This window comes from Deltaproteobacteria bacterium GWC2_55_46 (assembly GCA_001595385.3).
Classification (GTDB): Bacteria; Desulfobacterota; GWC2-55-46; order GWC2-55-46; family GWC2-55-46; genus UBA5799.
Map to the genome: position 1 here is coordinate 413,171 of LVEI03000001.1, position 25,487 is coordinate 438,657.

General features: G+C 54.8%; 24 protein-coding genes. 2 read left to right on the forward strand and 22 right to left on the reverse strand.

The annotated features are described in order from the left end of the window. The first annotated feature begins 94 nt into the window (after positions 1–94). Positions 95–1,141 carry a hypothetical protein gene (locus A2V21_301965; protein OIJ73134.1) on the forward strand — a complete coding sequence of 349 codons (1,047 nt, stop codon included), beginning with the start codon at positions 95–97 and terminating at the stop codon, positions 1,139–1,141. Between the two features lie 487 nt (positions 1,142–1,628). Here the strand turns inward: A2V21_301965 and A2V21_301970 are convergent, their stop codons facing one another. The 21 genes from A2V21_301970 to A2V21_302070 all read right to left on the reverse strand — a co-directional run bounded on the left by A2V21_301970 (position 1,629) and on the right by A2V21_302070 (position 21,552). Next, positions 1,629–3,005, reverse strand: coding sequence for a hypothetical protein (locus A2V21_301970; protein ID OIJ75009.1), 1,377 nt, complete (start codon positions 3,003–3,005; stop codon positions 1,629–1,631). 198 nt (positions 3,006–3,203) lie between these two features. After that, positions 3,204–4,577 (reverse strand): Fis family transcriptional regulator, encoded by a 1,374-nt coding sequence (locus tag A2V21_301975; protein OIJ73135.1) that lies wholly within the window; start codon positions 4,575–4,577, stop codon positions 3,204–3,206. Then, entirely contained in the window at positions 4,574–6,796 is a 2,223-nt protein-coding gene (locus A2V21_301980) for a PAS domain-containing sensor histidine kinase (protein ID OIJ73136.1), read from the reverse strand. The genes A2V21_301975 and A2V21_301980 overlap by 4 nt, the downstream gene beginning before the upstream one ends. Further along, on the reverse strand, positions 6,789–7,343 hold the full coding sequence (locus tag A2V21_301985) for a hypothetical protein (GenBank protein ID OIJ73137.1): 555 nt from the start codon (positions 7,341–7,343) through the stop codon (positions 6,789–6,791). The genes A2V21_301980 and A2V21_301985 overlap by 8 nt, the downstream gene beginning before the upstream one ends. A 184-nt stretch (positions 7,344–7,527) precedes the next feature. Further along, positions 7,528–8,388 carry a hypothetical protein gene (locus tag A2V21_301990; GenBank protein ID OIJ73138.1) on the reverse strand — a complete coding sequence of 287 codons (861 nt, stop codon included), beginning with the start codon at positions 8,386–8,388 and terminating at the stop codon, positions 7,528–7,530. Positions 8,389–8,467: 79 nt separating this feature from the next. Continuing rightward, positions 8,468–8,779: a hypothetical protein gene (locus A2V21_301995; GenBank protein ID OIJ73139.1), complete on the reverse strand. Its 312-nt coding sequence runs from the start codon at positions 8,777–8,779 to the stop codon at positions 8,468–8,470. Positions 8,780–8,801: 22 nt separating this feature from the next. Then, on the reverse strand, positions 8,802–9,536 hold the full coding sequence (locus A2V21_302000) for a cytochrome C biogenesis protein (GenBank protein ID OIJ73140.1): 735 nt from the start codon (positions 9,534–9,536) through the stop codon (positions 8,802–8,804). Positions 9,537–9,582: 46 nt separating this feature from the next. Continuing rightward, positions 9,583–10,128, reverse strand: coding sequence for a hypothetical protein (locus tag A2V21_302005; GenBank protein ID OIJ75010.1), 546 nt, complete (start codon positions 10,126–10,128; stop codon positions 9,583–9,585). 87 nt (positions 10,129–10,215) lie between these two features. Further along, entirely contained in the window at positions 10,216–11,103 is an 888-nt protein-coding gene (locus tag A2V21_302010; GenBank protein OIJ73141.1) for a c-type cytochrome biogenesis protein CcsB, read from the reverse strand. Beyond that, entirely contained in the window at positions 11,100–12,536 is a 1,437-nt protein-coding gene (locus A2V21_302015; GenBank protein OIJ73142.1) for a hypothetical protein, read from the reverse strand. The genes A2V21_302010 and A2V21_302015 overlap by 4 nt, the downstream gene beginning before the upstream one ends. Positions 12,537–12,551: 15 nt before the next feature. Beyond that, complete coding sequence (locus A2V21_302020; protein OIJ73143.1) at positions 12,552–13,103, reverse strand: hypothetical protein; 552 nt, start codon at positions 13,101–13,103, stop codon at positions 12,552–12,554. A gap of 12 nt (positions 13,104–13,115) precedes the next feature. Then, positions 13,116–13,541 (reverse strand): hypothetical protein, encoded by a 426-nt coding sequence (locus A2V21_302025; GenBank protein ID OIJ73144.1) that lies wholly within the window; start codon positions 13,539–13,541, stop codon positions 13,116–13,118. 134 nt (positions 13,542–13,675) lie between these two features. Further along, entirely contained in the window at positions 13,676–14,533 is an 858-nt protein-coding gene (locus A2V21_302030; GenBank protein ID OIJ73145.1) for a hypothetical protein, read from the reverse strand. Between the two features lie 9 nt (positions 14,534–14,542). Next, on the reverse strand, positions 14,543–15,133 hold the full coding sequence (locus A2V21_302035; GenBank protein ID OIJ73146.1) for an electron transport complex subunit RsxA: 591 nt from the start codon (positions 15,131–15,133) through the stop codon (positions 14,543–14,545). Next, positions 15,134–15,763, reverse strand: a complete 630-nt coding sequence (locus A2V21_302040; GenBank protein OIJ73147.1) for an electron transport complex subunit RsxE — start codon at positions 15,761–15,763, stop codon at positions 15,134–15,136. It lies immediately after the preceding gene. Beyond that, positions 15,753–16,388 carry a hypothetical protein gene (locus tag A2V21_302045; GenBank protein ID OIJ73148.1) on the reverse strand — a complete coding sequence of 212 codons (636 nt, stop codon included), beginning with the start codon at positions 16,386–16,388 and terminating at the stop codon, positions 15,753–15,755. The genes A2V21_302040 and A2V21_302045 overlap by 11 nt, the downstream gene beginning before the upstream one ends. 21 nt (positions 16,389–16,409) lie before the next feature. Then, positions 16,410–17,390, reverse strand: coding sequence for an electron transporter RnfD (locus A2V21_302050; protein ID OIJ75011.1), 981 nt, complete (start codon positions 17,388–17,390; stop codon positions 16,410–16,412). A 47-nt stretch (positions 17,391–17,437) separates the two neighbouring features. After that, positions 17,438–18,778, reverse strand: coding sequence for an electron transporter RnfC (locus A2V21_302055; protein ID OIJ73149.1), 1,341 nt, complete (start codon positions 18,776–18,778; stop codon positions 17,438–17,440). 268 nt (positions 18,779–19,046) lie between these two features. Then, positions 19,047–19,790, reverse strand: a complete 744-nt coding sequence (locus A2V21_302060) for a hypothetical protein (protein ID OIJ73150.1) — start codon at positions 19,788–19,790, stop codon at positions 19,047–19,049. After that, positions 19,790–20,857, reverse strand: coding sequence for a hypothetical protein (locus tag A2V21_302065; protein OIJ73151.1), 1,068 nt, complete (start codon positions 20,855–20,857; stop codon positions 19,790–19,792). The genes A2V21_302060 and A2V21_302065 overlap by 1 nt, the downstream gene beginning before the upstream one ends. Then, positions 20,854–21,552 (reverse strand): glycosyl transferase, encoded by a 699-nt coding sequence (locus A2V21_302070; protein ID OIJ73152.1) that lies wholly within the window; start codon positions 21,550–21,552, stop codon positions 20,854–20,856. The genes A2V21_302065 and A2V21_302070 overlap by 4 nt, the downstream gene beginning before the upstream one ends. 164 nt (positions 21,553–21,716) lie before the next feature. On the opposite strand from A2V21_302070, the gene A2V21_302075 reads away from it, so the two are divergent. Continuing rightward, positions 21,717–22,859: a hypothetical protein gene (locus tag A2V21_302075; GenBank protein OIJ73153.1), complete on the forward strand. Its 1,143-nt coding sequence runs from the start codon at positions 21,717–21,719 to the stop codon at positions 22,857–22,859. A 66-nt stretch (positions 22,860–22,925) separates the two neighbouring features. Here A2V21_302075 and A2V21_302080 read toward each other — a convergent pair whose 3' ends face one another. Beyond that, on the reverse strand, positions 22,926–25,400 hold the full coding sequence (locus A2V21_302080) for an ATPase (GenBank protein ID OIJ73154.1): 2,475 nt from the start codon (positions 25,398–25,400) through the stop codon (positions 22,926–22,928). Positions 25,401–25,487: the final 87 nt, after the last annotated feature.

The following is a 25,487-nucleotide window of genomic DNA, read 5'->3' on the forward strand; positions in this document are numbered from 1 at the left end:
CCATGCGGAGCGACGTTCATAGTTTTTTTGTTATAATGGAAAATAGAGGAGAAAGTCCATGGGAGTACCATCGAGCGGAAGAGAAGATCTCTTGATGGAGATAGAGCTGCTCAAACGGCGCGTGGATGAGCTTCAAGAGGCCGAAGAGAGGCGAAAAAGAGAGGTCGAGGAGAGCCCTGCCACCATAGAAGCCCTTATGGACTACATCCCGGAGGCCATCACGATAATATCGGCGCATGAACAGAAGATACGGATGGCGAGCAGGGAAGCGCTCAGGATCCTTGGGGCAGAGCGCGAAGGGATCGAGGGCATGACGCTTGCCGAACGCGCCGAAAGATGGGCTGTATACGCACCCGACGGCCACAGGCTCGCCAACGAGGAGCTTCCGCTTACAATAGCCTTAAACGAAGGCAGGACGATAAAAGACCAGGAGATGGTCCTTGTCAGGCCCGACGGCCAGACCATCTGCCTCCTGGCCAACGCAGGCCCGATATTCGACCACGCCGGAAAGCTCCTGGGCTCCATATCCGCATGGAGGGACATAACAGCGAGGAAAAAGGCCGAAACGGCCCTCAAGGAGAGCGAACGGATGCTCGCCGAGGCCCAGAGGATGACCCATGTCGGGAACTGGATATGGGACCTTGAAAAAGACCTCTTCTGCGGCTCTGACGAGGCGTACGTGATATTCGGCAGACCAGCCGGGACGCCCATCAAATACGATGAGTTCATCGGTACGGTAGTCCAGGAAGACCAGGAATCCATACAATCGGCGATAGCCCGCGCCCTTGAAGGCGAGCCGTACAAGGCCGAGTACAGGATCGCTGTGCAAGACAGACTGAAGCACATCCTGGCGCTCGGCTCTACGGAGTTCAGGGACGGAAGGCCGGTGTCGATGAGGGGTACCGTACAGGACGTGACCGAAAGGAAAGAAAGGGAAGAGCAGCTCATGGAGGCCCTCGCCAAGATAAAGACCTTAAGCGGCCTCATACCCATCTGCGCGAACTGCAAGAGGATAAGGGACGACAGGGGCTACTGGATGAGGATTGAAAAATACATAGAAGAGCGATCGATGGCTGAGTTCACGCACAGCCTTTGCCCCGAGTGCGAAGAGAAACTTTACGGGAAGGAAAAAGAGCAGTAAACCGGCTTTCAATAGCAACCGGATGACCCTGAACTCAAGCGGCGGAGATATCTGAATCCATCAGTTCTCACCACTGTCCCCTTCGGACAGAAGCCAGTTCTCAGGTATCAGGTGGAAGAATAATATTAACAAGCCCAGGCTGCGTAAAATCAGACATAAGATGATGAAAACGGCATAGTGTAAATCCCGACTGAAATCTCCCCCTTTTCCAAATGGGTACTAAGGGGGATTATAAACCATTCAAAGATAATCTCCCCTGACCCCTCTTCAGGAAAGAGGGGGACCGGGAATATCCATCGCTTCCACCAACGCTTCCACCAACGCTTCCACCAACGCTTCCACCAACGCTTCCACCAACGCTTCCACCAACGCTTCCAATTGATATCGCGCTTTCAGCCTGGCATGGGACGTAAGCTTGAAAATCTCATTAGACGCACTGGAAGTCTTCGCCTGTAAGGCGAGGGATTTCAGGTCCCGTTGTGAGACATTAATGGCCCGGGGATTTTATGCCGAGCTCTTTCATCTTAAGGAGAAGCGTATTCCTGTGAATATTGAGCGCGCGAGAGGCCTCAAGCCTGTTCCAGTTGCTCCTGTCGAGCACGCCTGTTATGTAGCGCCTTTCAAAAGACCTTACCGCGTCCCTGAAATCCGGCGAATCGCCGTTGCCAGCCTCCAGGCCGGTAAAGAGGCCTAAAGGAAGGTCATCGGCCCTTATAACGCCGCCTTCAGGGGCGAGGACCACAAGCCTCTCCATCAGGTTCTCAAGCTCCCTGATATTGCCCGGCCACGAGTAGCCCATAAAGGCGCTTACGACAGCCGCCTCCACGCCTTCTATCCTTTTGCAGCATTTTCTGCTGTGCTTCTCTAAAAAATGTTGTACGAGAAGAGGTATGTCCTCTTTCCTGCCGCGCAAGGCCGGCAGGTCTACCGGCACGACCTTGAGCCTGTAGTAAAGGTCCTCCCTGAAACGCCCCTTCAGGACCTCGCCCTCAAGGCCGACGTTAGTAGCCGCTATTATCCGGATATCGACCTTTATAGGCGTGTTGGAGCCGAGCCTCTCGAAGGACCTCTCCTGCAATACCCGGAGGAGCTTTATCTGCAGATACGTTGGAAGGGTCGAGACCTCGTCAAGGAATATCGTGCCCATGTCAGCGTACTCGAACTTCCCTATTTTTCTCTGGTGTGCCCCTGTAAACGCCCCCTTTTCATGGCCGAAGAGCTCGCTCTCCATCAGTTCCGCAGGCACCGCGCCGCAATTGACGGCCACAAAAGGCTTCTCCTTCCTGTCGCTCATGTAATGTATGCCCCTTGCGACAAGCTCTTTGCCGGTGCCGCTCTCTCCCGTTATAAGGACGTTTGACGGCGTGCGGCTTACCGCCTTCATCAGGTCGAATATCTTCATCATCCTCGGAGACTTGCTTATTATCTCCCCGTAGCTGTACCTCTCCTTATAGCTCTCGTTGAGTTCTTCCTTGAGGAACTCAAGCTCGCTTTTAAGCTTGAGCCCCTCCGAGAGCCTGCCGAGGGTTGATAGCAGCTCGTCGTTGTCAAATGGCTTGGTTATATAATCATAGGCGCCCTTCTTAAGGGCCGTGACCGCCTGCTGGGCGCTGTCAAAGGCTGAGAGCATGACAACCTCTATCGACCCGTCGAACTCCTTTATCCTCTCAAGGGTCTCCAGCCCGTTCATGCCCGGAAGCTTAAGGTCCAACAGCGCAATATCTACAGCCCTCGAATTTATTATGCCAAGCGCCTCGGGACCGTTCTTCGCCTTTAGTACGCAATAGGAATCCCCCAGGATTATCTCCAGGGTATCTGAGATGAAATCATCGTCATCCACGACAAGGACCACGGGTCTTTTCATAACGGCTACCGTCCCGATCTGTTTTTTGTAAAGACGCGCCATAAGCCCTGATTAACTTTTAATGTAAATTCAGGCTTATGGTAACAAATTATTTACATATGTCAAGCACTATTTTAAATATTTTGTTTACGACGGGAGGCTTGCTCCCAAGGTGTGGGTTTCCAGGTGAGGTCTTGCTATTTGCAGCTACTTACGCTGTCAGGCTGTTTCAGTCGTGTCGGCATGCTCTATGCCATAGCTTCTTATCTTTCTATACAGGTGGCTCCTTTCTATCCCAATGGCCTCGGCTGTCCTGGCTATATTGCCGCCGAACTCCTTGAGCTTTCTCGTTATGAACTCACGTTCGAAATCGCTTCTGGCCTCCTTGAGGAGGTCCCTCCTGAAAAGGTCCCTTGGTTGAGCCGGCTGCGCGCCCTTTATATAGGAAGGTATGTCATCTGCGGTTATGGTATGGGACGGGGCCATTATTACGAGCCTTTCTATAAGGTTCCTGAGCTCCCGTACGTTACCCGGCCAGTCGTAGCCGTAGAGCACGCCCATCGCCTCTTTATTGACCGTAAGAACCTCCCTGGCCGTCTCCCTCGCGAACTCCTTGAGGAAATGGTCTATCAGCAGGCCTATGTCTTCCCTGCGCTCCCGAAGCGGCGGCACGTGGAAGGGTATGACGTTGAGCCTGTAGAAAAGGTCTTCCCTGAACCTGCCTTTGGCTACCTCGCTCAACAAGTCTTTGTTGGTGGCGACGATGACCCTCGCGTCTACGTTTATAAGCTCTGTGCCCCCCACCCTTTCAAAGCTCTTTTCCTGAAGCACCCTTAATATCTTGGCCTGCGTACGCAGACTCATGTCGCCTATCTCGTCGAGGAAGATGGTACCCTTATCGGCAAGGTCGAACTTCCCCTTTTTCTGGGCCACGGCGCTGGTGAAAGAGCCCTTCTCATGGCCGAAGAGCTCGCTTTCTATCAGCTCTTCGGGTATGGCCGCGCAGTTGACCTCCACAAAGGGCCTTCCCGACCTGTTCGACAGCAGGTGCATGTTCCTCGCGACAAGCTCCTTGCCGGTGCCGTTCTCGCCGGTTATGAGCACCCAGCTGTTGGAGGGGGCGGCCTTCCTGATGTCGGCCTTAAGAGAGAGCATGACCTGGGACGACCCTATTATCTCGTACTTGGCCCAGGCCTTGAGGCGCAAGTGGCTGTTCTCCTCCAGAAGCCTTTTCTGCTCTATGGCGTGCTCGACGGTCAAGGTCACTTTTTCAAGCGAAAGGGGCTTCTCGATAAAGTCGTACGCCCCGAGCTTTGTGGTCCTTACCGCTGTCTCGATATTCGCGTGCCCCGATATCATTATGACCGGTACGCCAGGGTACCTCGACTTTATCTCTTTTAGCGCCTCTGTCCCGTCCATGCCAGGCAGCCAGATATCGAGCAGAATGGCGTCAGGAACGCGCGCCTCAAGCTTTTTAAGGGCCTCCTCGGCGCTCCCCGCCGCGATAACGTCGTGCCCCTCGTCTTTAAGTACGCCCTGCAGGGCTTCCCGTATATCCTTCTCGTCGTCTACTACAAGAATGGTGGTCTTCATATGTTTATCGCCTTCACCGGAAGCTCGATGACGAACCTTGTGCCCTTGGGCTGGTTGTCCCTTACCCTTATATAGCCATTGTGGTCGGCTATGATGTTATTGACTATGGCAAGGCCAAGGCCAGTGCCTGTCTTTTTCGTCGAAAAATACGGCTCAAAGAGCTTCTGCTTGGACTCAGCCGGTATGCCCTCCCCGGTATCGATGACCTCGATGCGGGCGAGCTGCATCTCATCAAGAAAGTGTGTCTCAACCCTCACGGTGCCCTCGTCGCCCATAGCGGCGAGAGCGTTGTCTATAAGGTTAATAAGTACCCTTTTTATCTGGTCCCTGTCAATATCCAGCACAGGGACCAGATCGTCAAGCGAAGACTCGAACTGGACGGTCTTCCGCCCCGGCTTATAGAGGGCCATCGCCTCGCGTATGACCTCATTCAGGTCATTTGGGCTACGGTTCGCGGCAGGCATCCTCGCGAAGCTCGAGAACTCGTTCACAAGGGTCTTAAGCTCGTCTACCTGCTTTATTATGGTCATGGTGCACTCGTCAAAGACAGTATCATCCTCCGGGAACCTGTCGAGGTACTTCTTCCTGAGCCTCTGAGCTGATAGCTTTATGGGCGTAAGCGGGTTCTTGATCTCGTGCGCGATCCTCCTGGCGACCTCCTTCCAGGCCGACATCCTCTGCGTCTTTAATAGATGAGTAAGGTCGTCCAGGACCGCGACCATCCCCAGGTAGTTGCCTGATTCGTCCTTGAGGGCGTTAAGGTTGGCAAGCACTGTCATCACCTTGCCGTCGACCTCGACCCGCATCTGCTTCTCCAGGGACTCAAGGCCCACTTCGGTCATCTCGCGGATCATCTCGCGGAGCACCTCCCTGTCCTCCTGCCGGAGCACCTCCCTGTAGTTCTTGCCGAGGGCAAAGTCTTCGCCAGTGCCGAGCATCTGGGCTGCCACCCTGTTAATCGAAACTATCCGTCCGGATTTGTCGATCGATACGACACCGGCGGGGACGTTCCCGAGGACTATCTCGATATACCTCCTCCTCTGTTCAAGCTCCATGTTGGTGCGCCGGAGGTCAAGGTTCGCCGTCTCTATCTTTCCCTTGCCGGTCTTCAGGTCCTCTGTCATCCTGTTGAAGGATTTCACCAGCAAGCCGATCTCGTCGTTCGATTCGACGTTTATCCTGTAATCGAGGTTGCCGCTGGCAACGGCGTGCGTGCCCTCGGCAAGCTCGTGGATTGGGACGGTAAGCTCCTTGGCGAGGTAGCGTCCTATCCAGATGGAAAAGAAGACTATGAGGAGCGTTATGATGAGCAGTATCGTGAAGTAGCTCGCCTTAACGGGGTTTTTGAGCAGCTTGAGCTGTTTGTACCCCTCGAAGGCGGCGGATATCTCCTTCATCTTGTCGATGAGGCTCAGTGGGACGTAATAGTTGACGACAACCGCCCCTGCTGGCATGCCGTCCACAGAGACCTGTACCGGCGCGACAGCCCTTACCACGTCCCCTACCTGCATGGTCTGCACGTAGCTCGACGCCTCTCCGGCAAGCGCTTTAACGACAGATTCAGGCGCGATGTCCGGGACCATGTTCTGGTTTATCTTGTCCGAGATCGAGTAAAGCACCCTGTCGCCAGAGGCCGAATATATCTCGATGGTGGAAAAATCCCCCTCGACGAGCTTCCTGTTGATAAACCGCTCAAGCTTTTCGTTATCACTGCCGAACCCTTCGGCCACGATGGATACGGCAATGATCCTGGAGGCCGCCTCGACCCTGTCGTTTATGTCCTTGTAATAGTTCTGGGCAAGCTCAAGGGATTCCTGAAGCGAGTCCTCCACCTTTATCCCGAACCACCCGTCAATGGAGCGGTTTATGAACCCGATGACTATCACGAAAAGGAGGACTGTGGGGACGATCGAAAGGCTCACGAAGGCTGTGACGAGCTTGGTCCTAAGGCGCGAGCCCATCACCTGGCTCTTCCTTTCGATGAAGAGCTTGACCATGTTCCTCAATATCAGGAAGACGAGCAGGATAAGGAGGATGATATTCAGGTTTATGAGGCCGAAAATGAGGATGTTCGTGGCGATAGGCACGTCGCCGCTTATGGTGGAGACGTGCGATTCCACAAGGGTGAGGATTATTATGGCGGGCACTACGAGCAGTATTATAAGAAGCTCGCGGCGGCGCCTTTTGGCTTCCCCCTCTATCTTCTGGTTGTCATTCATAGGTCTGGGACGGCAAAGGTCTCACGTGCCAGTCGGTCTCAAAATCAAGAAGCTCAAGGAAAAAAAAGACGTAATTAAAAAGGAACGGCAGCTCTACCGGGTCCATCTCCGCCTTTATCCTTAGCTCGTACTCTTGCCCGGGCTTAAGATGTGCCGGGGCTATCGTAACGCCGGAGCATGAGCTCATGAGGCGCTTGACCTCACCAAAGTCCTTTATCTTCACCGGCCTCTCCCCTGTCTCGTCAAGGGTTATCTCGTACTCGTCACGGAGGCTGTCGTACTTGACGGTATGCCTGAACTCCCATCTTCCTGTGTTCTCATTTGGCAGCAGGCGGTTTACCCTGTTTATCTCTACTATGAAGTTGAACGATGTCGGCAGGCCGCTTTTTACCGCCTCCTCTATGTCCTTGCTGAAGGCGTCTTTTACATGGAAGGATACCTTAAGCGGCGGCCTCGTAACCGACACGTCTGTGATGGTGGCTGTGCCAGCCATGACCTGAAGCGGCAGCAGCCATATGGAAAAGACGAGTATTATGAGCTTTTTCATGGAAAATTCGATTTAAGAACAGGCTTATATTTAAAGTGGCCAGGTCGAAGGGCCCCCGTGGACAGGCCCGCCAAGCTATTATCCCGTCTATCCGGTTGAGTCAAAATATATCGAATTTTATTGGAAAAAGCAATAACAGGAGCCCTGTCCGGGACAGATTCAGGCCGGCTCTTCTATAAGCGTATTAAAAAAAAACTTTAATCATCGCCTTGAAGCGGTTAAAAATCCTTATTAAAAAAATTGGCTGTCTTGTAAAACGATAATCCTTGTCCGTCTCCGTTTTTTCTCCCGTCTCTACGATCCTGAAGCCTGAGGAGACGAGCAACAGGCCCAGAAAACGCTCAAGCGCATGGGCTAATGTGCCGTCTAACTGGCCTTGCTCTGGCTCAAAATCGTTCCTTGAAAGCTTCAGGCTTAAAAGCTGCTTCAAGGCCAACGGGCGAAACCAGAACATCGAGCCGGCTACAAATTGAAATTGCGCGCCGGTATACGGGATATTGATGATCTCAGCCAACTTCCTGACCTTGGGCTCATTGGCGCCCAAATTAAAAGATAACGGCAGCACATGCCCTTGCGGAGCGATCACTCCGGTATTCAAATTGGACTCAAAAGTCACTTTTATTTTTTGGACCAACATCTTTGAGCCCAGGAGCTTCTCCATCAGATCATGACGCCAGATATCGCCGTCCTGACGGTGCCTGGTTTTTTTGGTATGTATCTTCAAAACATATTTATACTGGCGATCGATGATAGACGAGAGTATCTCCAAAAAAGGAGCGATATCGCGCCCCCTGTTCTCACAGCGATATATATAGGTGTCACGATGTCCCTCAAATATCTTTTGCTCCGCAAAATCGACATCTTCAGGTATCGAAACGAAGAGGTCAAAATCCCCCTCAATGTTCCTTAAATACAGGCTCGTCTCCTCCCACAGGTCCGGATAATACAGATGGAGGATAACGGCTGTATCATGATGTTTTTCTACGCTTTCCGTCGGTAGTGAATCATGCGTAAAAAAACGCGCTGTCGTTTCCACTTTGACCATAATCCATATTTTGTCGGGCTAAATGGGTTTTCAGGCGGAAATAAAAACAAAAAAACTGATCGGATGTGGCGCTGGCAGGTCAGCTGTAGCGCTCTTTTTTGGAGAGGCGGAAAATCCCGGCTTTTATGATCTCTTTTCTAACCTTCTTCCTGAACTCCGCCTCATCGACCTTATACTTGAAGGCCTTTTTCCCGTTGATAAAAACAGTAGGGATCTCGCCCGTGTACTTCCTCATGAGGTCATCGCTCGAGTCTATGTCCACCTCCTTGCACTGGAAAGGGACATCCTGGCTGACCTTGCCTATTACGCTCAATGCCTCCATGCACAGGGCGCAACCCTGCAGCTTGCAAAGGGCACAGTCCTTACGGGCATATACTTCGATGAGCGGCATAGTCATAGGGTAAAGGTAGAGATCAGCTCAGGCTCGGGATCAGGCTATTCAGGTACACCGCTATAATACCAAGAGAGTTGGTAAATATCAATAGTCCAGTGGCTACCAGGAAGATGCCGGTTACGACAGATACGACCCGCATGTGTTTTTTGAGCCTGTTGAAGTGCTTAAGGAAGGTGTTGATGCCAAGGGACGTCAGCAGGAATGGTATGGCCAGCCCAACGGAGTAAGCTATGAAAAGGAGCATGCCTGACCAGGGGCTTTCGGAGGTGGCTGCCACGGCGAAGATGGCTGAGAGTATCGGGCCTATGCAAGGTGTCCAGCCCGCGGCGAAGCCGATGCCGACAAGGAACGAACCGAGAAGCCCAGTGGGCTTCTCGCGGAAGAAATGGAGGCGCTTGTCCCTCTGGAGTATGTTGAAGTTGATGATGCCTATGATGTGGACGCCGAGGAGTATTATGACCAGGCCGCCGATCTTCCGTATGACGTCCTGGTACTCCATGAAAAGGCTTCCGAAGAGCTGGGCTGAGGAGCCCAGGATGACGACGAAGACGGTGGAGAAGCCGAGTATGAACATGAGGGAGTTGAAGAGGATCACCTTCTTGAGCGACTTGTCCCCTTCCACGCTGGTGAGCTCCTCGAAGGAGATGCCTGTCACAAACGAGATATACGACGGCACGAGCGGCAGGACGCATGGCGATACGAAGGACAGAAGCCCTCCCATGAACGCGAGCGGTATTGAGACATCGGTTGTCATCTTGGGACCCTTCCCTCACTAAAACGGTCAGTGACTCCAGAAGCTATTATTTCGCCTCGGCCTTGTATTCGCCCTTTTTCCTGGCTCCGTAACTGATGAGGTCCATGATGGTCTTTGTCGCATCAGGGTCGGTCCAGTCCTTCGGCCCCCATATCTTCTCGGCTATGACCCCGTTCTGGTCTATTATGAACGTCTCGGGGACACCTGTTGTCTTGTATCTCTCCTTTATCTTGCCGTTCCTGTCATGCAGTATGGTAAAGGTCAACCCGTAGCGCTTCGCGAACTCCGCGACGGTCTCAGGTCCGTCCTTATCGACGCTTACCGCGACTATCTCAAAAGGGAATGTCTTAAGGTTCTCATAGAGCACCTGCATGGACGGCATCTCATCCTCGCACGGCTTGCACCAGGTAGCCCAGAAGTTCAGGAATATCACCTTGCCCTTGTAATCGCTCAGCTTGTGCATCTTGCCGGAAAGGTCCGGGAGCTCGAAGTCTATCATCTCCGAGTTCGCGACCACCGGTTCGAACTTCTGCCTCTGGGTAAAGACTATTACGACCACCGCGGCGACTACAGCCAGGATGATTGCGGCTATGGCTGTCTTTGGCAGCCCTTTCTCGTTATCGTCGCTTTTCAACTTTTCGCTCATCACATCCCCTGAGATCTTTTTTTCTATCCCTGATCAAGCGTACGCGTGCAGGCCCGGGAGTATGAAGCTTACGCCCCAGTACAGGAATATCACGGCAAGGAAGCCGGCTATGGAAAGATAGGCTGCCCGCGTGCCTCTCCATCCCCTCGTGACCCTGGCGTGAAGGTACGCCGCGTATATCAGCCAGGTGATGAGCGACCACGTCTCCTTCGGGTCCCAGCTCCAGTATGTGCCCCATGCGTAGTTGGCCCATACAGCGCCCGAGACGATGCCGACCGCGAGGAAAGGGAACCCCCAGGCGACAGCCCTGTAGCTGAGCTCATCGAATACCTTCGAATCAGGGAACGAGTCTATGATCGAATTTCGTTTCCCGCTGTTCTCGTATCTGTGCTTTACCAGATAAAGCAGCGCGAGACCGAACGATATCGCGAAACCGGCATAGCCGACGAAGGTCATAAAGACGTGGAAGTCGAGCCAGCCAATGGCGTACTTCTGAAGGCCCCATGTGGACAGGATGTCAGACATCCAGTGCCACTTGTTCTGCAGGGCGGGGTTCAGCGGCTCCGCGTCCTTGAAGCTGTACGGAAGTAAAGAGGCGGAAAGCATGGCCAATGACTCGATGCCCATTACTACGGCGCCCACGGACTTGAGCTTGTGCTTGTACTCCATCAGCAGATAGCCCGCGTTAGTCGCCCAGATAAAGAGCATCATCGACTCCCACAGGTTCGAGAAGGGGGCGTGCCCGGACTCCCCTGCCCTGCTGATGAGTATCATGGAGGTGGAGACCAGGGCGACGAAGGCCATCGCCGTTGCTGTCTGCCCAAGCCACTTCTTCTTTAAAAACCAGTTGCTAACGTACAGGACCGTCGTGATCAGGTAAAAGACGAACGAGAACGTAAAAAAGACAAGAGAAAGTATCATTTATTCCCCCTGGACGCATCCGTTGAAAGTGCGCTGGTTATTTCCTTTATATCCTTTTCGAAGACCAGCTGGTTCTTGTTTATGGTACCGCCTATCCTGACCTCGGTCGATTGACCGGTGTCCTTAAGATAGATCCATATTCTCCTGTGATATATGAAAAAGGCCAGGATGAAGCCAAGGCCCATGATGATCGAACCGAGCCAGACTATGTTGGTGCCAGGGTCCTTGTTTACAGAGATGCCGGAATACATTATAGGACGGTGGGCGAGATAGACGAGGTCCTGGCTGGAATCGGGAATGGCCGGGAATATCCCAGGGTACTTCATAAAGAGCCACGGGGTGGACACGAGCCTGTCCCCGTCGTCATATACCTCGACCATCACCGCCGGGTTGTTGGCCTCCGGAGACTTGGAGAAGACGGTGCTTGTCCTCTCGTCATAGGCGAAATCCGCGGTATAGCCGACAAGCTTCACCGAGTACTTGCTGCCGGGGACTTTCTGCACGGCATCCCATTTAACGGTAAAAGGCGCCTCAGGCTTGCCCTTGTCCTTGTTCCTCAGGGCGATTTCAGCCTCTGAAACCTTGTTCCAGGACTGGCCGTAGCTCGACTGATAGAACCTTATCCCCTTGTAGTACAGAGGCTCGTTCACCCATATCTGCTTTTTAAGGACCTCTTTGCCGTCCTCCATGACGGCAAGGTTGGAGTTAAACTGTCTTATCTGGCCCGAATCATAGTAGTCTATCCAGAACTTATCGAGCCGGAGATTGAAATCGGCCTGCGGCACGCTTATGGTGCCGCCCTCGTTCACGGCAAAGAAGTCCTTATATCCGGCATAACTGCCCACGATGGAGCCGAACAATATGACGAGCAGGCTTATGTGGATCGCATCTGAGCCGAGCCTGCCATGCCTGCCCTTCCAGGCGTAGATGTAATATTCCTTCCCGCCTCCGGAAGAGACTACCCCGAACTTCTTCTTCCTGAGCACGCCAAGAAGCTTCTCCTTCAAGGCTTCGGGGCTCTCTTTTATGCGCAGGGTCTCGTGGTGGGCAAACTTCTCTATGAGCTTTGGGTCGAATTTCTCTACCTTGTGATTCAATAACGACTTCCACTTGGGAGGGAACCTCTCCATGGTGCAGACGATGATGGATATGGACATAAGAGACAGGAGGGACATGAACCACCAGGCGTGGTACATGTCGTTAAACCTGGCGTAGAGGATGACCCTGGTCCACGTCTCACCGTATTGGGCGAGATATTCCTCGACAGGCGAGTTCTGTTCTACGACCGTCCCTATTATCGCGGTCAAGGCGATGGATACGAGGATGAATATGGTCAGCTTTAGGGAGTTAAGAGCGCTCCAGACCCTGGACCCGAGAGTCTTGTACCACCTGGCGTCGACGACTTGAGCCGCTTCCTTTGCTTTATCGGGCATATTGGTCAGGCTTCCTTATTTTTTAGTCAGAGCTGAAAGATATTCCGCGGCGGCCTTGCCGATCTGGCTCTCAGGGTTGAGGGCGTTGGCCTTCTCCCAGGCTGCCTTTGCCCCCTCCATATCGCCTGAGCCGTAAGCGAGTATGAAGCCCTTGGTTAGCCATATCCTCTGGTGGTACGGGTTCTTGTTTATGCCTTCCTCAACGTACTTGAGGGCCTCTGCCGAGTTGCCCAGATAATGGAGAGAAAGACCCAGGTCGTTATACAGATCGGTCTCGCCCGACTTTATCGCCAGCACTTTTTTGTAATAGACGGAGGACTGCTCGAACTGTTTTGACTCAAAGTAAACGTCAGCAAGTTGCCAGAGGAGCTGTGTGTCCTTCGGGTTCTCTCTCAGCTTGCCCTCCAGCTCGGCTACGAGATTGGTGTTGCCCATCGATGGATGCGGGGCCTGTTGCGTCTGCTGGACCTCCCCGCCGGGTTGCTGCCCTTTATCCTTTGAGCAACCCGCAAACGCGAGCCCGATGGTTACTATAGCGGTTGCCAGGACAAGGTTCCTGCTCTTCAAGGTGCCTCCTTATTAATGCCTCAGATGTGAGAAGCGCTCGTCTATCGCCTTTTTTATTCCGTTCATGTCCACGCCTTTTTTATGCAGGTCATGGGCCATGATGGCCTCGTAAATACAGATATCGCAATTGGCCCCGTGCTCGTCGACAAAACAGCTCAGGAGGCTCTTGTGGCCGAAGTTCTTCTCGCAGTCGCAATAGCAGTACAGGCCGTCAAGCACTTCAGGCACCTCGGCGGCTGCCTGGTAGGCCGCAGCTGTCTCACCGGTAAAGTTCGACGCAGGAAGGGTCGGCCTCGTCTCGCCTCCCTTTCCAAGGGTAACCGAGCTTGCCGGTTGAGGAGCGGCCGTCTGTTTGGCTGAATCGCAGGATGAAATGCCGAGAGCGAGGAATGCAACAAGCGGGAATATTGCTACTAAATATTTTAAGCTACGGACCATCTTTATTATCGCCTTACCTCTGACTTTTTAGCTTTTTTCAGCGCGTTACAAGTCATGGACATATTAACAGACCTGAATTAAAAATCCATTAAGTTTTTATTAGGAATTGAAAATGAAGGGGCAGGTCCGAACGTCTACAGCGCGTGGTCCTTCTTTGGCTCTGAAGCAGAGTAGCTTGCCTTTGTTATCTTCTCTTCCTCGTTAAAGAGAATGCACTTTGTGGGGCACCTCTTTATGGACTCGTCGGTCTGGGGGGCGACAGCGTAGTTCACTGCCGCGAGGTTTTCCTTTAAGGCGATGCCCCCGGGCACCGAGCAGTCCTTCACGCACAGGCCGCAGGCGATGCAGGCGACCTTGCAGGCCTTCTTGGCGTAGGCGCCCTTGTCCTTGCTCTTGCAGTAGACGAAGAGCTTGTGGTCCTCGGGGTGCATCTCGATTATGTCCCTGGGGCATGCCCTGGCGCACGCGCCGCACCCCACGCACTTGTCGTATAAGACGACCGGCAACCCGTTGGAGTTCATCACCATGGCGTCGAAGTCGCAGGCGTCAACGCACTCCCCAAGCCCAAGGCAGCCATAGGTGCAGGACTTGTCCCCGCCGGTGATGTCGGCCGCCGTGCAGTTCATATCGCCCTTGTAGGCGGCGCGCCTTTCGGACTCGGCGTCGCCTCCGCGGCACAGCACCACGGCGAGCATCCTCTTCATCGACCCGGCCTCGACCCCGAGCATGGCGGCTATATGCGCGACCGCCTCGTTGCCGCCTACCACGCACCCGGTAGGCAAGGCATCTCCCTTTACAAGGGCCTCGGCGAAAGGCCTGCAGCCAGGGTACCCGCAGCCGCCGCAATTGGTGTTCGGCAGGGCGTTTATGACAGCCTCTATCCTCGGGTCCTCCTCGACCTTGAGCTTCCTGTCGGCGAAGGCGAGAAAACCTGCGAGCACCGCCCCGATGACGCCCATGCTAAGGGCTGATATTATAAGTATCTCTACCATTAAATTTGATTATCCTCTTATAAGCCCGGCAAAGCCCATGAAAGCGAGGGCTAGCATGCCGGATACAATAAGTGTCATGGAAACACCCTGAAAGTGCCTGGGGACGTCGGCGAACTCAAGCTCTTCCCTTATGCCGGACATCATGACTATCGCAAGTGTAAAACCCACGCCGGTTGCGAAGCCGAAGACTATCGATTGGAGATAGTTGTAGTCCCTCAACACCATGAAAAGCGCAAGGCCCAGCACCGCGCAGTTAGTTGTTATAAGAGGCAGGTAAATACCTAAGGCCCTGTAGAGCGCCGGGCTTGACTTTCTTATGTACATCTCCACCAGCTGGACAAGGGCGGCGATGATTATTATGAACGAGACGTACTGGAGGAACGGGACATGAAAAGGCACGAGCACGTAGTTGTATATGGGCCAGGTCGCGGCGGCGGTAAGGGTCATGACGAAAGTGGTAGCAAGGCCCATGTTAACGGCGTTCTCAGTCTTGTTCGACACCCCCAGGAACGGGCATATGCCGAGGAAATAGGTCAGGACGAAGTTGTTTATGAGCGCGGCCGATATGAATATCAGTATAAGTGTTCCAAGAGTCTCCATTTAAACCCTCGCCGTCTCGGCCGCCTTTGCGGCCTTCCTGCTTGATATGTAGTTTACGAGCGCCACGAGCCCCCCGAAGACGAGGAACGCCCCGGCCGGGAGTATCATGACTATCCAGGGCTCGAACCAATCGCCGAGGACCCTGAAATGCAGGATGGTCCCGAAGCCAAGGACCTCGCGTATAAGCCCCATAGCGGCGAGGCTCAACAGAAAACCGATCCCTATGCCGAGAGCGTCCGCTATGGAAGGCAGGACCGGGTTTTTCTGGGCGAACGCCTCTGCCCTGCCGAGTATCATGCAGTTGACTATTATAAGCGGCAAGTACGGGCCAAGCGCTTTTGATATGGGCGGGAAAAAGGCCGCCATGAACATATCGGTCACTGTGACCAGCAGCGCGATGATGACGATATAAGAGGCGATCCTCACCTGCGAGGCCACGAACCTCCTCAGGAGAGATACCATGATATTCGCACCGAGGAGGACGAAAAGGGTCGCAAGCCCCATGGCGATGCCGTTTACGACTGAGTTCGTGACCGCCAGCGCCGGGCATGTCCCCAGAACGAGCCTGAAAGGAGGCAGCTCCTGCCAGAGCCCTTTTTTGAACTCATATCCAAGGCCTTTACCTGCCATGTCTTACCTCCGGCGCCTGCTTCTGTTCCTCCGAAGCCGCCTTGGACAGGTCTTCAGCCTTAGGGAACGCCTTAAGGACCTTTTCCACGGCCTTGTTTATATTGCTCACAACGGCGTTGGAGGATATCGTGGCGCCTGTTATGGCCTGGATCTGGTTAGGCTTCTCCGGCTTCCTGTATTTTATATATTCGACCATGGGCTGAGCCTCGACACCATTAAATTGGTCCTTGAACGCGCTCTCCCTTATCCTGTCTCCGAGGCCGGGGGTCTCGGTCTGGTCGAGTATCTCAATGCCTTTGAGCTTAAGATAATCGAGGTTGAGGCCTACCATGACGCCCACGTTGCCCTGGAACCCGACGCCGTCGGCCTTGAAGGCCACCCCAACAGGCTTTTGAGTCTCGTCAAGGCCGATATATACGACCACCGGGTTGCCAGCGCCAAGCTCTTTTTTAACGGTCTTTATGTTCTTGGCCTCAGGTAGCACCTTGAAGATGGCCTCCTTGAGCTCTTTTTCCTTGTTGGCGCGTATCATCGGGTCGGCTACCGAAAAGACGCCCGCGAGGACGGCCCCGGAGAACGAGCCGATGACGACAAGGTTCAAAAACATTTTTATCGCTGTGTTCAAAAAAACCTCCGGGCTAAAACTTTAGCCCCGTTCGCCTGCCCCGAAGACCCTGGGCCTGGTGTGCTTGTTGAGGAGCGGCACAAAGGCGTTCATGAAAAGTATCGAGTACATGACGCCTTCGGGGAGCCCTCCGAAGAGCCTTATGACCACCGCCAGCATGCCGGCGCATATGACGAATATCCACTGCCCCATCGATGTCGTAGGAGACGTCACCATGTCGGTTACCATGAACCAGGCTCCGAGCATCGCGCCGCCCGCGAGGAGATGGAAGAGCGGGCTCGGGTACTTCACCGGGTCGGAGAGCCAGAAGATCGACGAGAAGGCGGCTATCGTGCCCAGGTACCCCAGCGGAAGCTTCCAGTTTATATAGCCCTTGTACCTGAGATAAAGTCCGCCGATTATTATAGCTATGGCAGAGGTCTCTCCGAGTGAGCCGGAAGTATTGCCGAGGAACATGTCCATCCAATTGAAATCGACCTTGCCCTCGAACTTCGCAAGGGCCAGCGGGGTAGCGGCCGTTACCGCGTCAACCGCCTTCTGGACGGTCCGTGGCTCCACCCAGGTGGTAGTAAGGACCGGGTACGTCGCCATGAGGAAGGCCCTTCCAAGGAGGGCCGGGTTAAATATATTGAAACCGAGGCCGCCGAAGAGTTGCTTGCCCACGCCTATCGCAAATAACGAGCCGAGCACAGCGCCGTATACCGGGAACCCCGGCGGCAGCGTAAGCGCCAGGAGCATGCCTGTTATTATGGCGCTGCCATCGTATATCTTTATGGGCTTATTTCTTATCCTCTGGAATGCGTACTCGGTTGCGAGGCACGCCGTCACGCAGACGGTGATAAGAAGGAGCGCCCTCCACCCGAAGAAATAGACGCTCGCGGCAACGGCCGGGAAAAGAGCGAGCACGACCGTGTGCATTATCTTCGGTATGCTCTCGTCGTTAAGGAAGTGCGGCGAAGGAGATACGACCAGCCTTGCGGCCGCCTTGGCCGGCGCCTCGATCGGGGCTTCCTTCAGCTGATTATTGTTTTCCACGGTCTTCTGGTCCATTATTTTGTCTCGCCATGGCCATTCTGGGCCTCCTGGCGGAGCTTGAGCTTCCCGAGCCTTATCCACTGCAGCAGCGGCCTCTTCGACGGGCACACATAGGAGCAGCAACCGCACTCTATGCAAGTGAGCCCGTCCCAGCCCTTGAAGTCAGCGGTCCTGTACGCCTTTCCGTAATCACCGAGCCTGTAGGGCATGAGACCCATGGGGCAGGCCTCCACACAGCTCGCGCACCTGATGCATGGCTCGTATTGAAAGGTCTTTCCGGCATCAGCGGCTATGACCGTAATGCCTGATGTGCCCTTTACGACCGGCACGTTGAGGGTCGGCTGGGAGACGCCCATCATCGGGCCGCCGTTCAAGACCTCAACTTCCTGACAGTCGATGAGGCCGCCGCAGAGCGCCAGTACGTCTTCAAAAGACGTGCCCACGCGCACCCTTAAGTTCCTGGGCTCCTTTACGCCGTTGCCGCTTATGGTGACGACCCTGTCTATGAGGGGCTTGCCCCAGTTCAGGGCCTCGTATACGGCGATGGCCGTGCCGACGTTGCTGACGATGACGCCAACGTCAAAGGGGAGCTTGCCGACAGGGACCTTCCTGCCAAGGGCGGCCTTTATAAGCATCTTTTCCGCGCCCTGGGGGTATTTGGCCTCGAGGACTATTATCTTTATATCGGAAGAGCCGGCTACGGCCCTGCCAAGGGCGCTTACAGCGTCGGGCTTATTCTCCTCGATCCCGATGACGCCGCTTGGGGCGCCTACGGACCTCATGATGGCGCGCAGGCCCCAGACGACCTTGTCCGGCTCCTCCAGCATCATCCTGTGGTCTGCGGTAAGAAATGGCTCGCATTCGCAGCCGTTAAGTATAACGGCATCAATGGCCTTGCCCTTCGGTGGAGAGAGCTTAACCGAGGTCGGGAACGCGGCCCCGCCCATGCCGACGATACCTGCGTCCTTCACGGCTTCGCGTATGGCCTCGGGAGAAAGGGAGGCGAGGTCGGCAACACCGTTCTGAGGGCCCCATTCCTTCGCGGAGCCGTCCCCCTCGATGATGACAGACAGGCACCTGAAACCGCCCGGGTGCTGCGCCATCTCTATATCTTTTATTTTTCCTGAAATACTTGCGTGGACAGGCGCTGAGATGAAGGCCTTTACATCGCCTATCATCTGCCCTTCCTGGACCACCTCGCCTTTCTTGACGAGTGCCTCGCAGGGCGCGCCTAAATGCTGCTGAAGAGGTATGGTTACCGTCTTTGGCAGTGCAGCCGGCTCGATGGGCCTACCGGCGGTAAGCTCTTTATAATAAGAGGGGTGTACCCCTCTTTCAAATGTCTTGTGTCCCATTTGTTTAGGAGGTCAAGAGATATAATCTTCTGACCGTCGTGGGTCAAGTTTTTTCTTACGGACAATAAAAAACCGTCATAGCAAAGCACGCAGCCTCATTTGGCTGCAGGTCTTTGCCCAGACGGTCGGCATGCTACATATCACGTTTCCCGATCCCCAGTGGTAGCCACCTTGATTCCGTCAGTCACGGGAAAACTCAGTTATCTTATACTATGATAATTCATGATGCCTTGTATTGTCAAGGTCAATCACCAAAATAATAACAGGCTCAATCACCTTTGAGCAGCCACTTCAGGAGACAGACAAAGGCTATAAGGAGGCCGGCTGAGACCAGGGCTGTGCTGAATACCGCCATGGGGAGGACAGAAGCTTCCGCCGCCGCCTCGCCGAGCGCGGTCGTCCTGAAGCCCATTATTATCCAGGCCAACGGGTAGAAAAAGCTCCCGGTGCCAAGAGCGGCTGCGGCAAGGGTCTTTGTCCTCGCCCCAGCGGGCACAAAGGCGAGCATCATGGATACGCTGATGGTCAGCACGCCAAGGCCCATCGCGTGCAGGTGCCCCCTGGCGAGCCTCTCGTGGGCCTCTTCCATTTCAGGGCCATGGTGGCCAGCTTCCTGGGCCACCCTCTCCGATATCTCTTTTCTTATCTCAAACAGCTCCTTTTCCATCCCGGCGCCCGCGCCATCCCGGCTACCGGAGAGATGGCCATGTGCGGCGTCTTCATGCCCGGAGTGGACTTCGCCCTCAGCCCCGGCCATGTGCGCCTGCGCATCTTCCGAAGAGGCGTCCATCTGATGACCAACGTGCCCCTGATGCGACTGGTGGCCCGCGCCTGAGATCACGAACTTTTCTTCCAGGGCCGCCCTCGCCGACTCGCTCAGCTGCCTGTGTATGGAATCATGGTTTACCGTGATGTAGACGGCCCAGGATACCCCGAAAAGCAGGCACAGGACCCCCAGAAGGAACCCGATGCCTACGCCCTTTACCTCCTGCCTTATCTCCTTGAGCCTCATCAATAGTCCCTCGGCATCTCCTCAAGGGTGACCTTGAGGTATATTGTCTTGCTCTTTCTTACGGCCTTTATGGACGCTATCCCGCCCACCCCGACGGCGTCTACGATCCCGTTAAGCTCGTCCATGGATGAGACGGCCTTTCCGTTTATCCCTATGATAAGGTCACCGCCTGAAGCGACGATGACGTTGCCGAGCCTTAAGCTGCCTGAAGATGCCGTAATACCGGCCTTCTCGGCAGGGCTCCCCCTGAACACATCGGCGACCAGGACACCGCCGGAAGGCAGCCCCATAGCCATGGCGTCCGCGGCGTCTATCGTCTGCCCTGTTATCCCGAGCCACGCCCTCGAAACATACCCCTTGTCTATCAGGCTGGATAGCGCTTTTTTTACGGTATCCGCGGGGATGGCAAAGCCGATGCCGATTGAGCCGCCTACGGGGCTGAAGATAGCCGTATTGACGCCTATCATCCTGCCCTGGCTGTCAAGGAGAGGGCCTCCGGAGTTGCCGGGGTTTATGGCCGCGTCAGTCTGTATTATGCCGCCTATGAGCCTGCCGTTTGTAGCCCTCATCGTCCTTCCCAGAGAGCTCACCGTGCCGACGGTAAGCGTCCTCTCAAGGCCGAAGGGATTTCCTATGGCAAGCGCCTTCTGCCCTACCTTAAGCGATGAGGACTCTCCAAACCTTATCGGCTTGAGCCTGGATAGCGGCGCGTTCACGGCTATTACGGCGAGGTCGTCCCCGGGGTCTGAGCCCACTACCTCGGCCTTGTACCTGCTGCCGTCGAAAAGGGTCACCTCAAGGCTCCTGGCCCCATCTATCACATGGTAGTTCGTCACTATGTAGCCGCGTTTTCCGCGCCTGTCGACTATGACGCCGGAGCCGGAACCGGTCGTGGGTACGGGGTTGTAGAAGAAATCGTAGGATACGGCGCTGGTCACTATGTTTACAACGGATGGGCCGGCCTCCTCGTATATCCCTATATTATTCTCCTCATCGGGCGAGAGCGCAAGGGCAAGGGCCGGGAATAGCAGAAAGACAAGGATGGCTTTTATTGCATTTTTACTCATCTTAAGAGATTGAACTTGAATATATGCCAGAAGGCCGCGATACCGTCCTTCCAGTTTATCTTCTTGCCTTCCTCGTAGGTACGCCCCGCGTATGATATCGATGTCTCGTATATGCGGCACCTCTTCCTGGCGACCTTGGCCGTTATCTCCGGCTCGAAGCCGAACCTGTCCGACTCAAGCCTTATCTCCTTTAACACCCCGGCCCTGAAGGCCTTGTAGCCGGTCTCCATGTCGGTGAGGTTCAGGTTCGTAAGCATATTCGAGAAAAAGGTCAGTAGCTTGTTCCCTATCATGTGCCAGAAGAAGAGCACCCTGTGCGATTCCCCGCCGATGAACCTTGACCCGTAGACCACGTCAGCCTTTCCGTCGAGTATCGGCTGGATGAGCTTGGAGTAGTCATTGGGGTCGTACTCGAAGTCCGCGTCCTGCACTATGACGATATCGCCTGTCACCTCTGAGAAGCCGGTCCGGAGGGCCGCGCCCTTTCCCTTATTGAGGTCGTGCATGAGGAGCTTGAGGCGCACCCCCTCATTCCACTCCGCCTGCATGCCCTTCAGCACGTCCCTTGTGCCGTCCCTTGAGAAGTCGTCGACGATGACGATCTCGTCAAGCATGCCTGTTGCGAGCACCCTTTTTATGACCGCGGATATGTACTCCCGTTCATTGTAGACAGGCACGACTACCGAAATGCTCATTTTACCTGCAGGCATCAGTCCGGCTCCGTTATGGTTTTTATTTTTATACAATAAAATCAAAACGAAATCCACTGTCTGCCGTCTTCTCTTGCTGTTTTGTTTTGATATGCGAGCGAAAACTGGTATAATCCCGCGCATCCGGTAAAAACTTTTTGAGGTTGAAGATGATTAGAAAGGCTGTAATTACGCTACTTATAGCGGCCTTCGGCTGGGCAGCCATTTGCCAGCAGGCCCTTGCCGAGGAGAGCAAGTTCAGGAAGAGCTTCAGGACGAGCTACGAGCAGAACAGGTTTGACGCGCTCGGTTTTCTTGTCAGGACCAACAGAGACAAGCTGCCAGGCGAGATACAGTCGCTTATCGACGAGGCCAGGGCAGCCGAAAGCTTTCCCGAGAAGATGGTCATCCTGGACCTCGCGAACGCCATGGCTACGATGCACAAGGAATGGCACGGGGTGGACACCTTCCTTCCAGAAATAGAAAAGATGCAGAAGGAAGAGATAAAGAAGGAAGAGTCGAGGAAGGCCGAGATCGAGAAATGGGAAAGGTACGAATCCTTCCCGGGCAACCTGTTGATGAAGGCAAAGGCGGAGGAGCTGGAGGCCATAGGGCTTTCTCCTGTAATCTTCCCTCACTGGGTCCACAGGATAAACTTCGAGTGCAAGGCCTGCCACCAGGAGCTCTTCCAGATGAAGAGGTCGGACGCGATAACCATGACAGAGATATTCGAGGGCAAGCTCTGCGGAGCGTGCCATAACGGGAAGGTGGCCTTCGACGCAGCCGAAAGCTGCGAGATGTGCCACGTTGCCGGCAAACCCGAGGCAGAGCCGCTCGTCTCACCGAAAAAAGCGGATATGAAAAACATAAAGGCCACCGCAGACCGTCTCGGCACAGGGCTCGACCTTGACCTGCTGCCCAACAATAAGCTTCCATTCGACAAGTTCGGCAACATAGACTGGACGCTCCTGAGGAAGGCCCAAAAGCAGCCTATAAAATCGATAAAGAAGGACCCTCCAACGGACGAGACCAGGGATAACGAGATACTCTTCGAGTCGCCGGTACCCTTTGTGAGCCACGTGGTCTTCAGCCACAAGAAACACTCTGAAATGATCGTCTGCTCATCCTGCCACCAGGAAGTTTTCAGAGAGGATCTCGGCTCGTCAAGGGTCAACATGACCGAGATGTCTCGTGGAGCCTCGTGCGGCGCATGCCACGGAAAGGTCTCATTCAAGTTCGCGGACTGCAAGCGCTGCCACTCAAAGCCTGCCGGAGAGACAGCCGGGGGGATGCTGCTTCGGAAGAAGCGGTAAGGATGAGCGCTTTAAAAAAAAGAAGGCGGGCCATCTGGCCCGCCTTCGCTCATTTCACTCCGCGCTTTAAATAGCAGCGGGGGTGAATCTCCTTAAACGGAGAGAATTGCTCACGACGCTTACAGATGAAAGCCCCATCGCCGCCGCCGCGAACATCGGGTCAAGGAGCACCCCGAAGAATGGATAGAGCGCGCCGGCCGCGACAGGGATGAGCAGGATGTTGTAGAAGAACGCCCAGAAGAGGTTCTGCTTTATATTCCCGATAGTCGCCCTGCTCAAGGCGATAGCGGTACCAATGGACCTCAAATCGCCCCCGACAAGGGTTATGTCAGAGGCCTCTATCGCCACGTCCGTCCCTGTGCCTATGGCCACCCCTACGTCAGATTGCGCCAGCGCAGGCGCGTCGTTTATGCCGTCGCCCACCATCGCTACGATCTTCCCCTCTGCCTGAAGCCTTTTTACCTCTTTGGCCTTATCCTCCGGCAGCACCTCAGAAAGTACCCTTTCAACACCAAGCTCTTTCGCGATCGCCATGGCTGTCCTTCTGTTATCACCCGTCATGATGACGGTTTCAAGCCCCATTCTTTTCAAGACGTCTATCGCCTCTTTCGAGTTCTCCTTGAGCGTGTCGGCAATGGCTATTATCCCTGCCGCCTTCCCGTCGATGGCGACGAAAACAGGCGTCTTCCCCTCGTCAGAGAGCCTGTCACCTTCTTCAGCGGCCTTGTACATCGCTATATTCCTGCCCCGCAAGAGCCTCTCCGTGCCCAGGAGCACGTCTTTCCCGTCCACGCGCGCGGCTATTCCATGGCCTGGAAGCGCTTCGAAGCCCTGAGCGTCAACCGTACTTATCCCAAGCTCGGCGGCCTTTTTCACGATAGACTCGCCGACCGGGTGCTCAGAGCCCCTCTCGGCTGAGGCGGCGTAGAATAAGAGCTCCTCAACGGTGATGCCTGGGCCGTAGCCAAGCGGCACGACATCCTTTACGGAAGGACGCCCTTTTGTGAGCGTCCCGGTCTTATCGAGCACGACGGTATCGAGCTTGTGGGCCGTCTCAAGAGACTCCCCTCCCCTTATGAGGATGCCGAGCTCCGCGCCCTTGCCTGTCCCGACCATTATGGAGGTCGGGGTAGCAAGCCCCATCGCGCACGGGCAGGCTATGATAAGTACGGCTATGAAGTTAAGCAGCGCTATCGTTGCGGCTGGCGCGGGGCCGAACGAGTACCATGTGATGAAGGTAACGACGGCAATGGCTATGACCGCCGGGACGAAATAAGAAGCGATGACGTCTGCCAGCCTGGCTATGGGGGGCTTGCTGCCCTGGGCACGCTCCACGAGCCTTATTATCTGCGCGAGCGCGGTATCCTTTCCGACCTTTGTCGCCCTGAACCTGAACGCGCCTGTGGTATTTATGGTCGCCCCTATGACCTCGTCCCCCTCCTTTTTCTCTACAGGCATGCTCTCGCCGCTTATCATCGACTCGTCAACCGACGAATAGCCGGACGTTACGACTCCGTCCACCGGGACCTTCTCCCCCGGCCTCACGGCGACTATCTCTCCGGGGAGGACCTCATTCGCCGGGATATCTATTTCAGCGCCCTGCCTTACCACACGCGCCGTCCTTGCCTGAAGCCCGATGAGCTTCCTTATGGCCTCGCCTGTCTGCCCCCTGGCCCTAAGCTCAAGCATCCTGCCAAGGAGTATGAGCGCTATGATAACCGAGGCTGTCTCGAAATAGACCTCCCCGGCAAGGCCGCGCGAGGAGAAAAAGCCGGGGAAGAGCGTTACGGCTGCGCTAAAAAAGTACGCCGCGGATGTGCCGACAGCGATAAGGGTGTTCATGTCAGCGTACCTGTGCCTTGCGGCCGCCCACGCGCCCCTGTAAAAACGCCAGCCGCTCCAGAACTGCACAGGGGTTGCCAGTATAAGCTGCGGGAAATGGTCGCCGAGAAGGTCCGGGGCCCTATCAAGAAGGCCAATGAGGGAGGCTGCCATGAGAGTGGCCGAGACAAAGGCCGCGAAAAGGAACCTTATACGCAGACCCCGTATCTCTTCATTTTTAACACGGCTGTCCTTCGCAAGAAGGTCGTCTTCTTTTGCCGGAGGCTCGGCCCTGAAACCGGCGTCAGTTATCGCCTTTACAAGGGCGTCTATCGACACTACCGCGGGCAGGTAATTTATGTCAGCGCGTCCGGTCGCCAGGTTAACCGACGCGCTTTCGACCCCTTCGACCCTGTCGAGCGCCGCGGTTATCTTGCTTAAGCAGGATGCGCAGCTCATGCCATGGACCGTTATCGCGACACTTTCTACTACAGAGCCGTAGCCAAGCTCTCTTACAGCCTTTACAAGGTCTTTGATGCTGACCAATTCAGGGTCGTAGAATATGGATACATTCTCGGCGGCGAAGTTGACCCTGGCTGATACAATGCCGGTTAAATCCGTGAGCCCCTTTTCTATCTTGGCTGCGCACGAAGCGCAGCCCATCCCTGTTATGGGGAAGCTGACCGTTTTGTGCAAATCCCGATTCTCCTGAACGTTCAAACTATGTAATTATATCATAGCCGCTTGTTTAATGTCTCACAATGGTATCTGAAATCCGTCGCCTTACAGGCGAAGACTTCCAGTGCG

Excerpts from the sequence above, each read along its gene's own strand:
- A2V21_301965 (OIJ73134.1), top strand. The coding sequence starts at position 95 with ATGGAGATAGAGCTGCTCAAACGGCGCGTGGATGAGCTTCAAGAGGCC.
- A2V21_301970 (OIJ75009.1), bottom strand. The coding sequence starts at position 3,005 with ATGAAAAGACCCGTGGTCCTTGTCGTGGATGACGATGATTTCATCTCA.
- A2V21_301975 (OIJ73135.1), bottom strand. The coding sequence starts at position 4,577 with ATGAAGACCACCATTCTTGTAGTAGACGACGAGAAGGATATACGGGAA.
- A2V21_301980 (OIJ73136.1), bottom strand. The coding sequence starts at position 6,796 with ATGAATGACAACCAGAAGATAGAGGGGGAAGCCAAAAGGCGCCGCCGC.
- A2V21_301985 (OIJ73137.1), bottom strand. The coding sequence starts at position 7,343 with ATGAAAAAGCTCATAATACTCGTCTTTTCCATATGGCTGCTGCCGCTT.
- A2V21_301990 (OIJ73138.1), bottom strand. The coding sequence starts at position 8,388 with ATGGTCAAAGTGGAAACGACAGCGCGTTTTTTTACGCATGATTCACTA.
- A2V21_301995 (OIJ73139.1), bottom strand. The coding sequence starts at position 8,779 with ATGCCGCTCATCGAAGTATATGCCCGTAAGGACTGTGCCCTTTGCAAG.
- A2V21_302000 (OIJ73140.1), bottom strand. The coding sequence starts at position 9,536 with ATGACAACCGATGTCTCAATACCGCTCGCGTTCATGGGAGGGCTTCTG.
- A2V21_302010 (OIJ73141.1), bottom strand. The coding sequence starts at position 11,103 with ATGATACTTTCTCTTGTCTTTTTTACGTTCTCGTTCGTCTTTTACCTG.
- A2V21_302015 (OIJ73142.1), bottom strand. The coding sequence starts at position 12,536 with ATGCCCGATAAAGCAAAGGAAGCGGCTCAAGTCGTCGACGCCAGGTGG.
- A2V21_302025 (OIJ73144.1), bottom strand. The coding sequence starts at position 13,541 with ATGGTCCGTAGCTTAAAATATTTAGTAGCAATATTCCCGCTTGTTGCA.
- A2V21_302030 (OIJ73145.1), bottom strand. The coding sequence starts at position 14,533 with ATGGTAGAGATACTTATAATATCAGCCCTTAGCATGGGCGTCATCGGG.
- A2V21_302035 (OIJ73146.1), bottom strand. The coding sequence starts at position 15,133 with ATGGAGACTCTTGGAACACTTATACTGATATTCATATCGGCCGCGCTC.
- A2V21_302040 (OIJ73147.1), bottom strand. The coding sequence starts at position 15,763 with ATGGCAGGTAAAGGCCTTGGATATGAGTTCAAAAAAGGGCTCTGGCAG.
- A2V21_302055 (OIJ73149.1), bottom strand. The coding sequence starts at position 18,778 with ATGGGACACAAGACATTTGAAAGAGGGGTACACCCCTCTTATTATAAA.
- A2V21_302060 (OIJ73150.1), bottom strand. The coding sequence starts at position 19,790 with ATGAGGCTCAAGGAGATAAGGCAGGAGGTAAAGGGCGTAGGCATCGGG.
- A2V21_302065 (OIJ73151.1), bottom strand. The coding sequence starts at position 20,857 with ATGAGTAAAAATGCAATAAAAGCCATCCTTGTCTTTCTGCTATTCCCG.
- A2V21_302070 (OIJ73152.1), bottom strand. The coding sequence starts at position 21,552 with ATGAGCATTTCGGTAGTCGTGCCTGTCTACAATGAACGGGAGTACATA.
- A2V21_302075 (OIJ73153.1), top strand. The coding sequence starts at position 21,717 with ATGATTAGAAAGGCTGTAATTACGCTACTTATAGCGGCCTTCGGCTGG.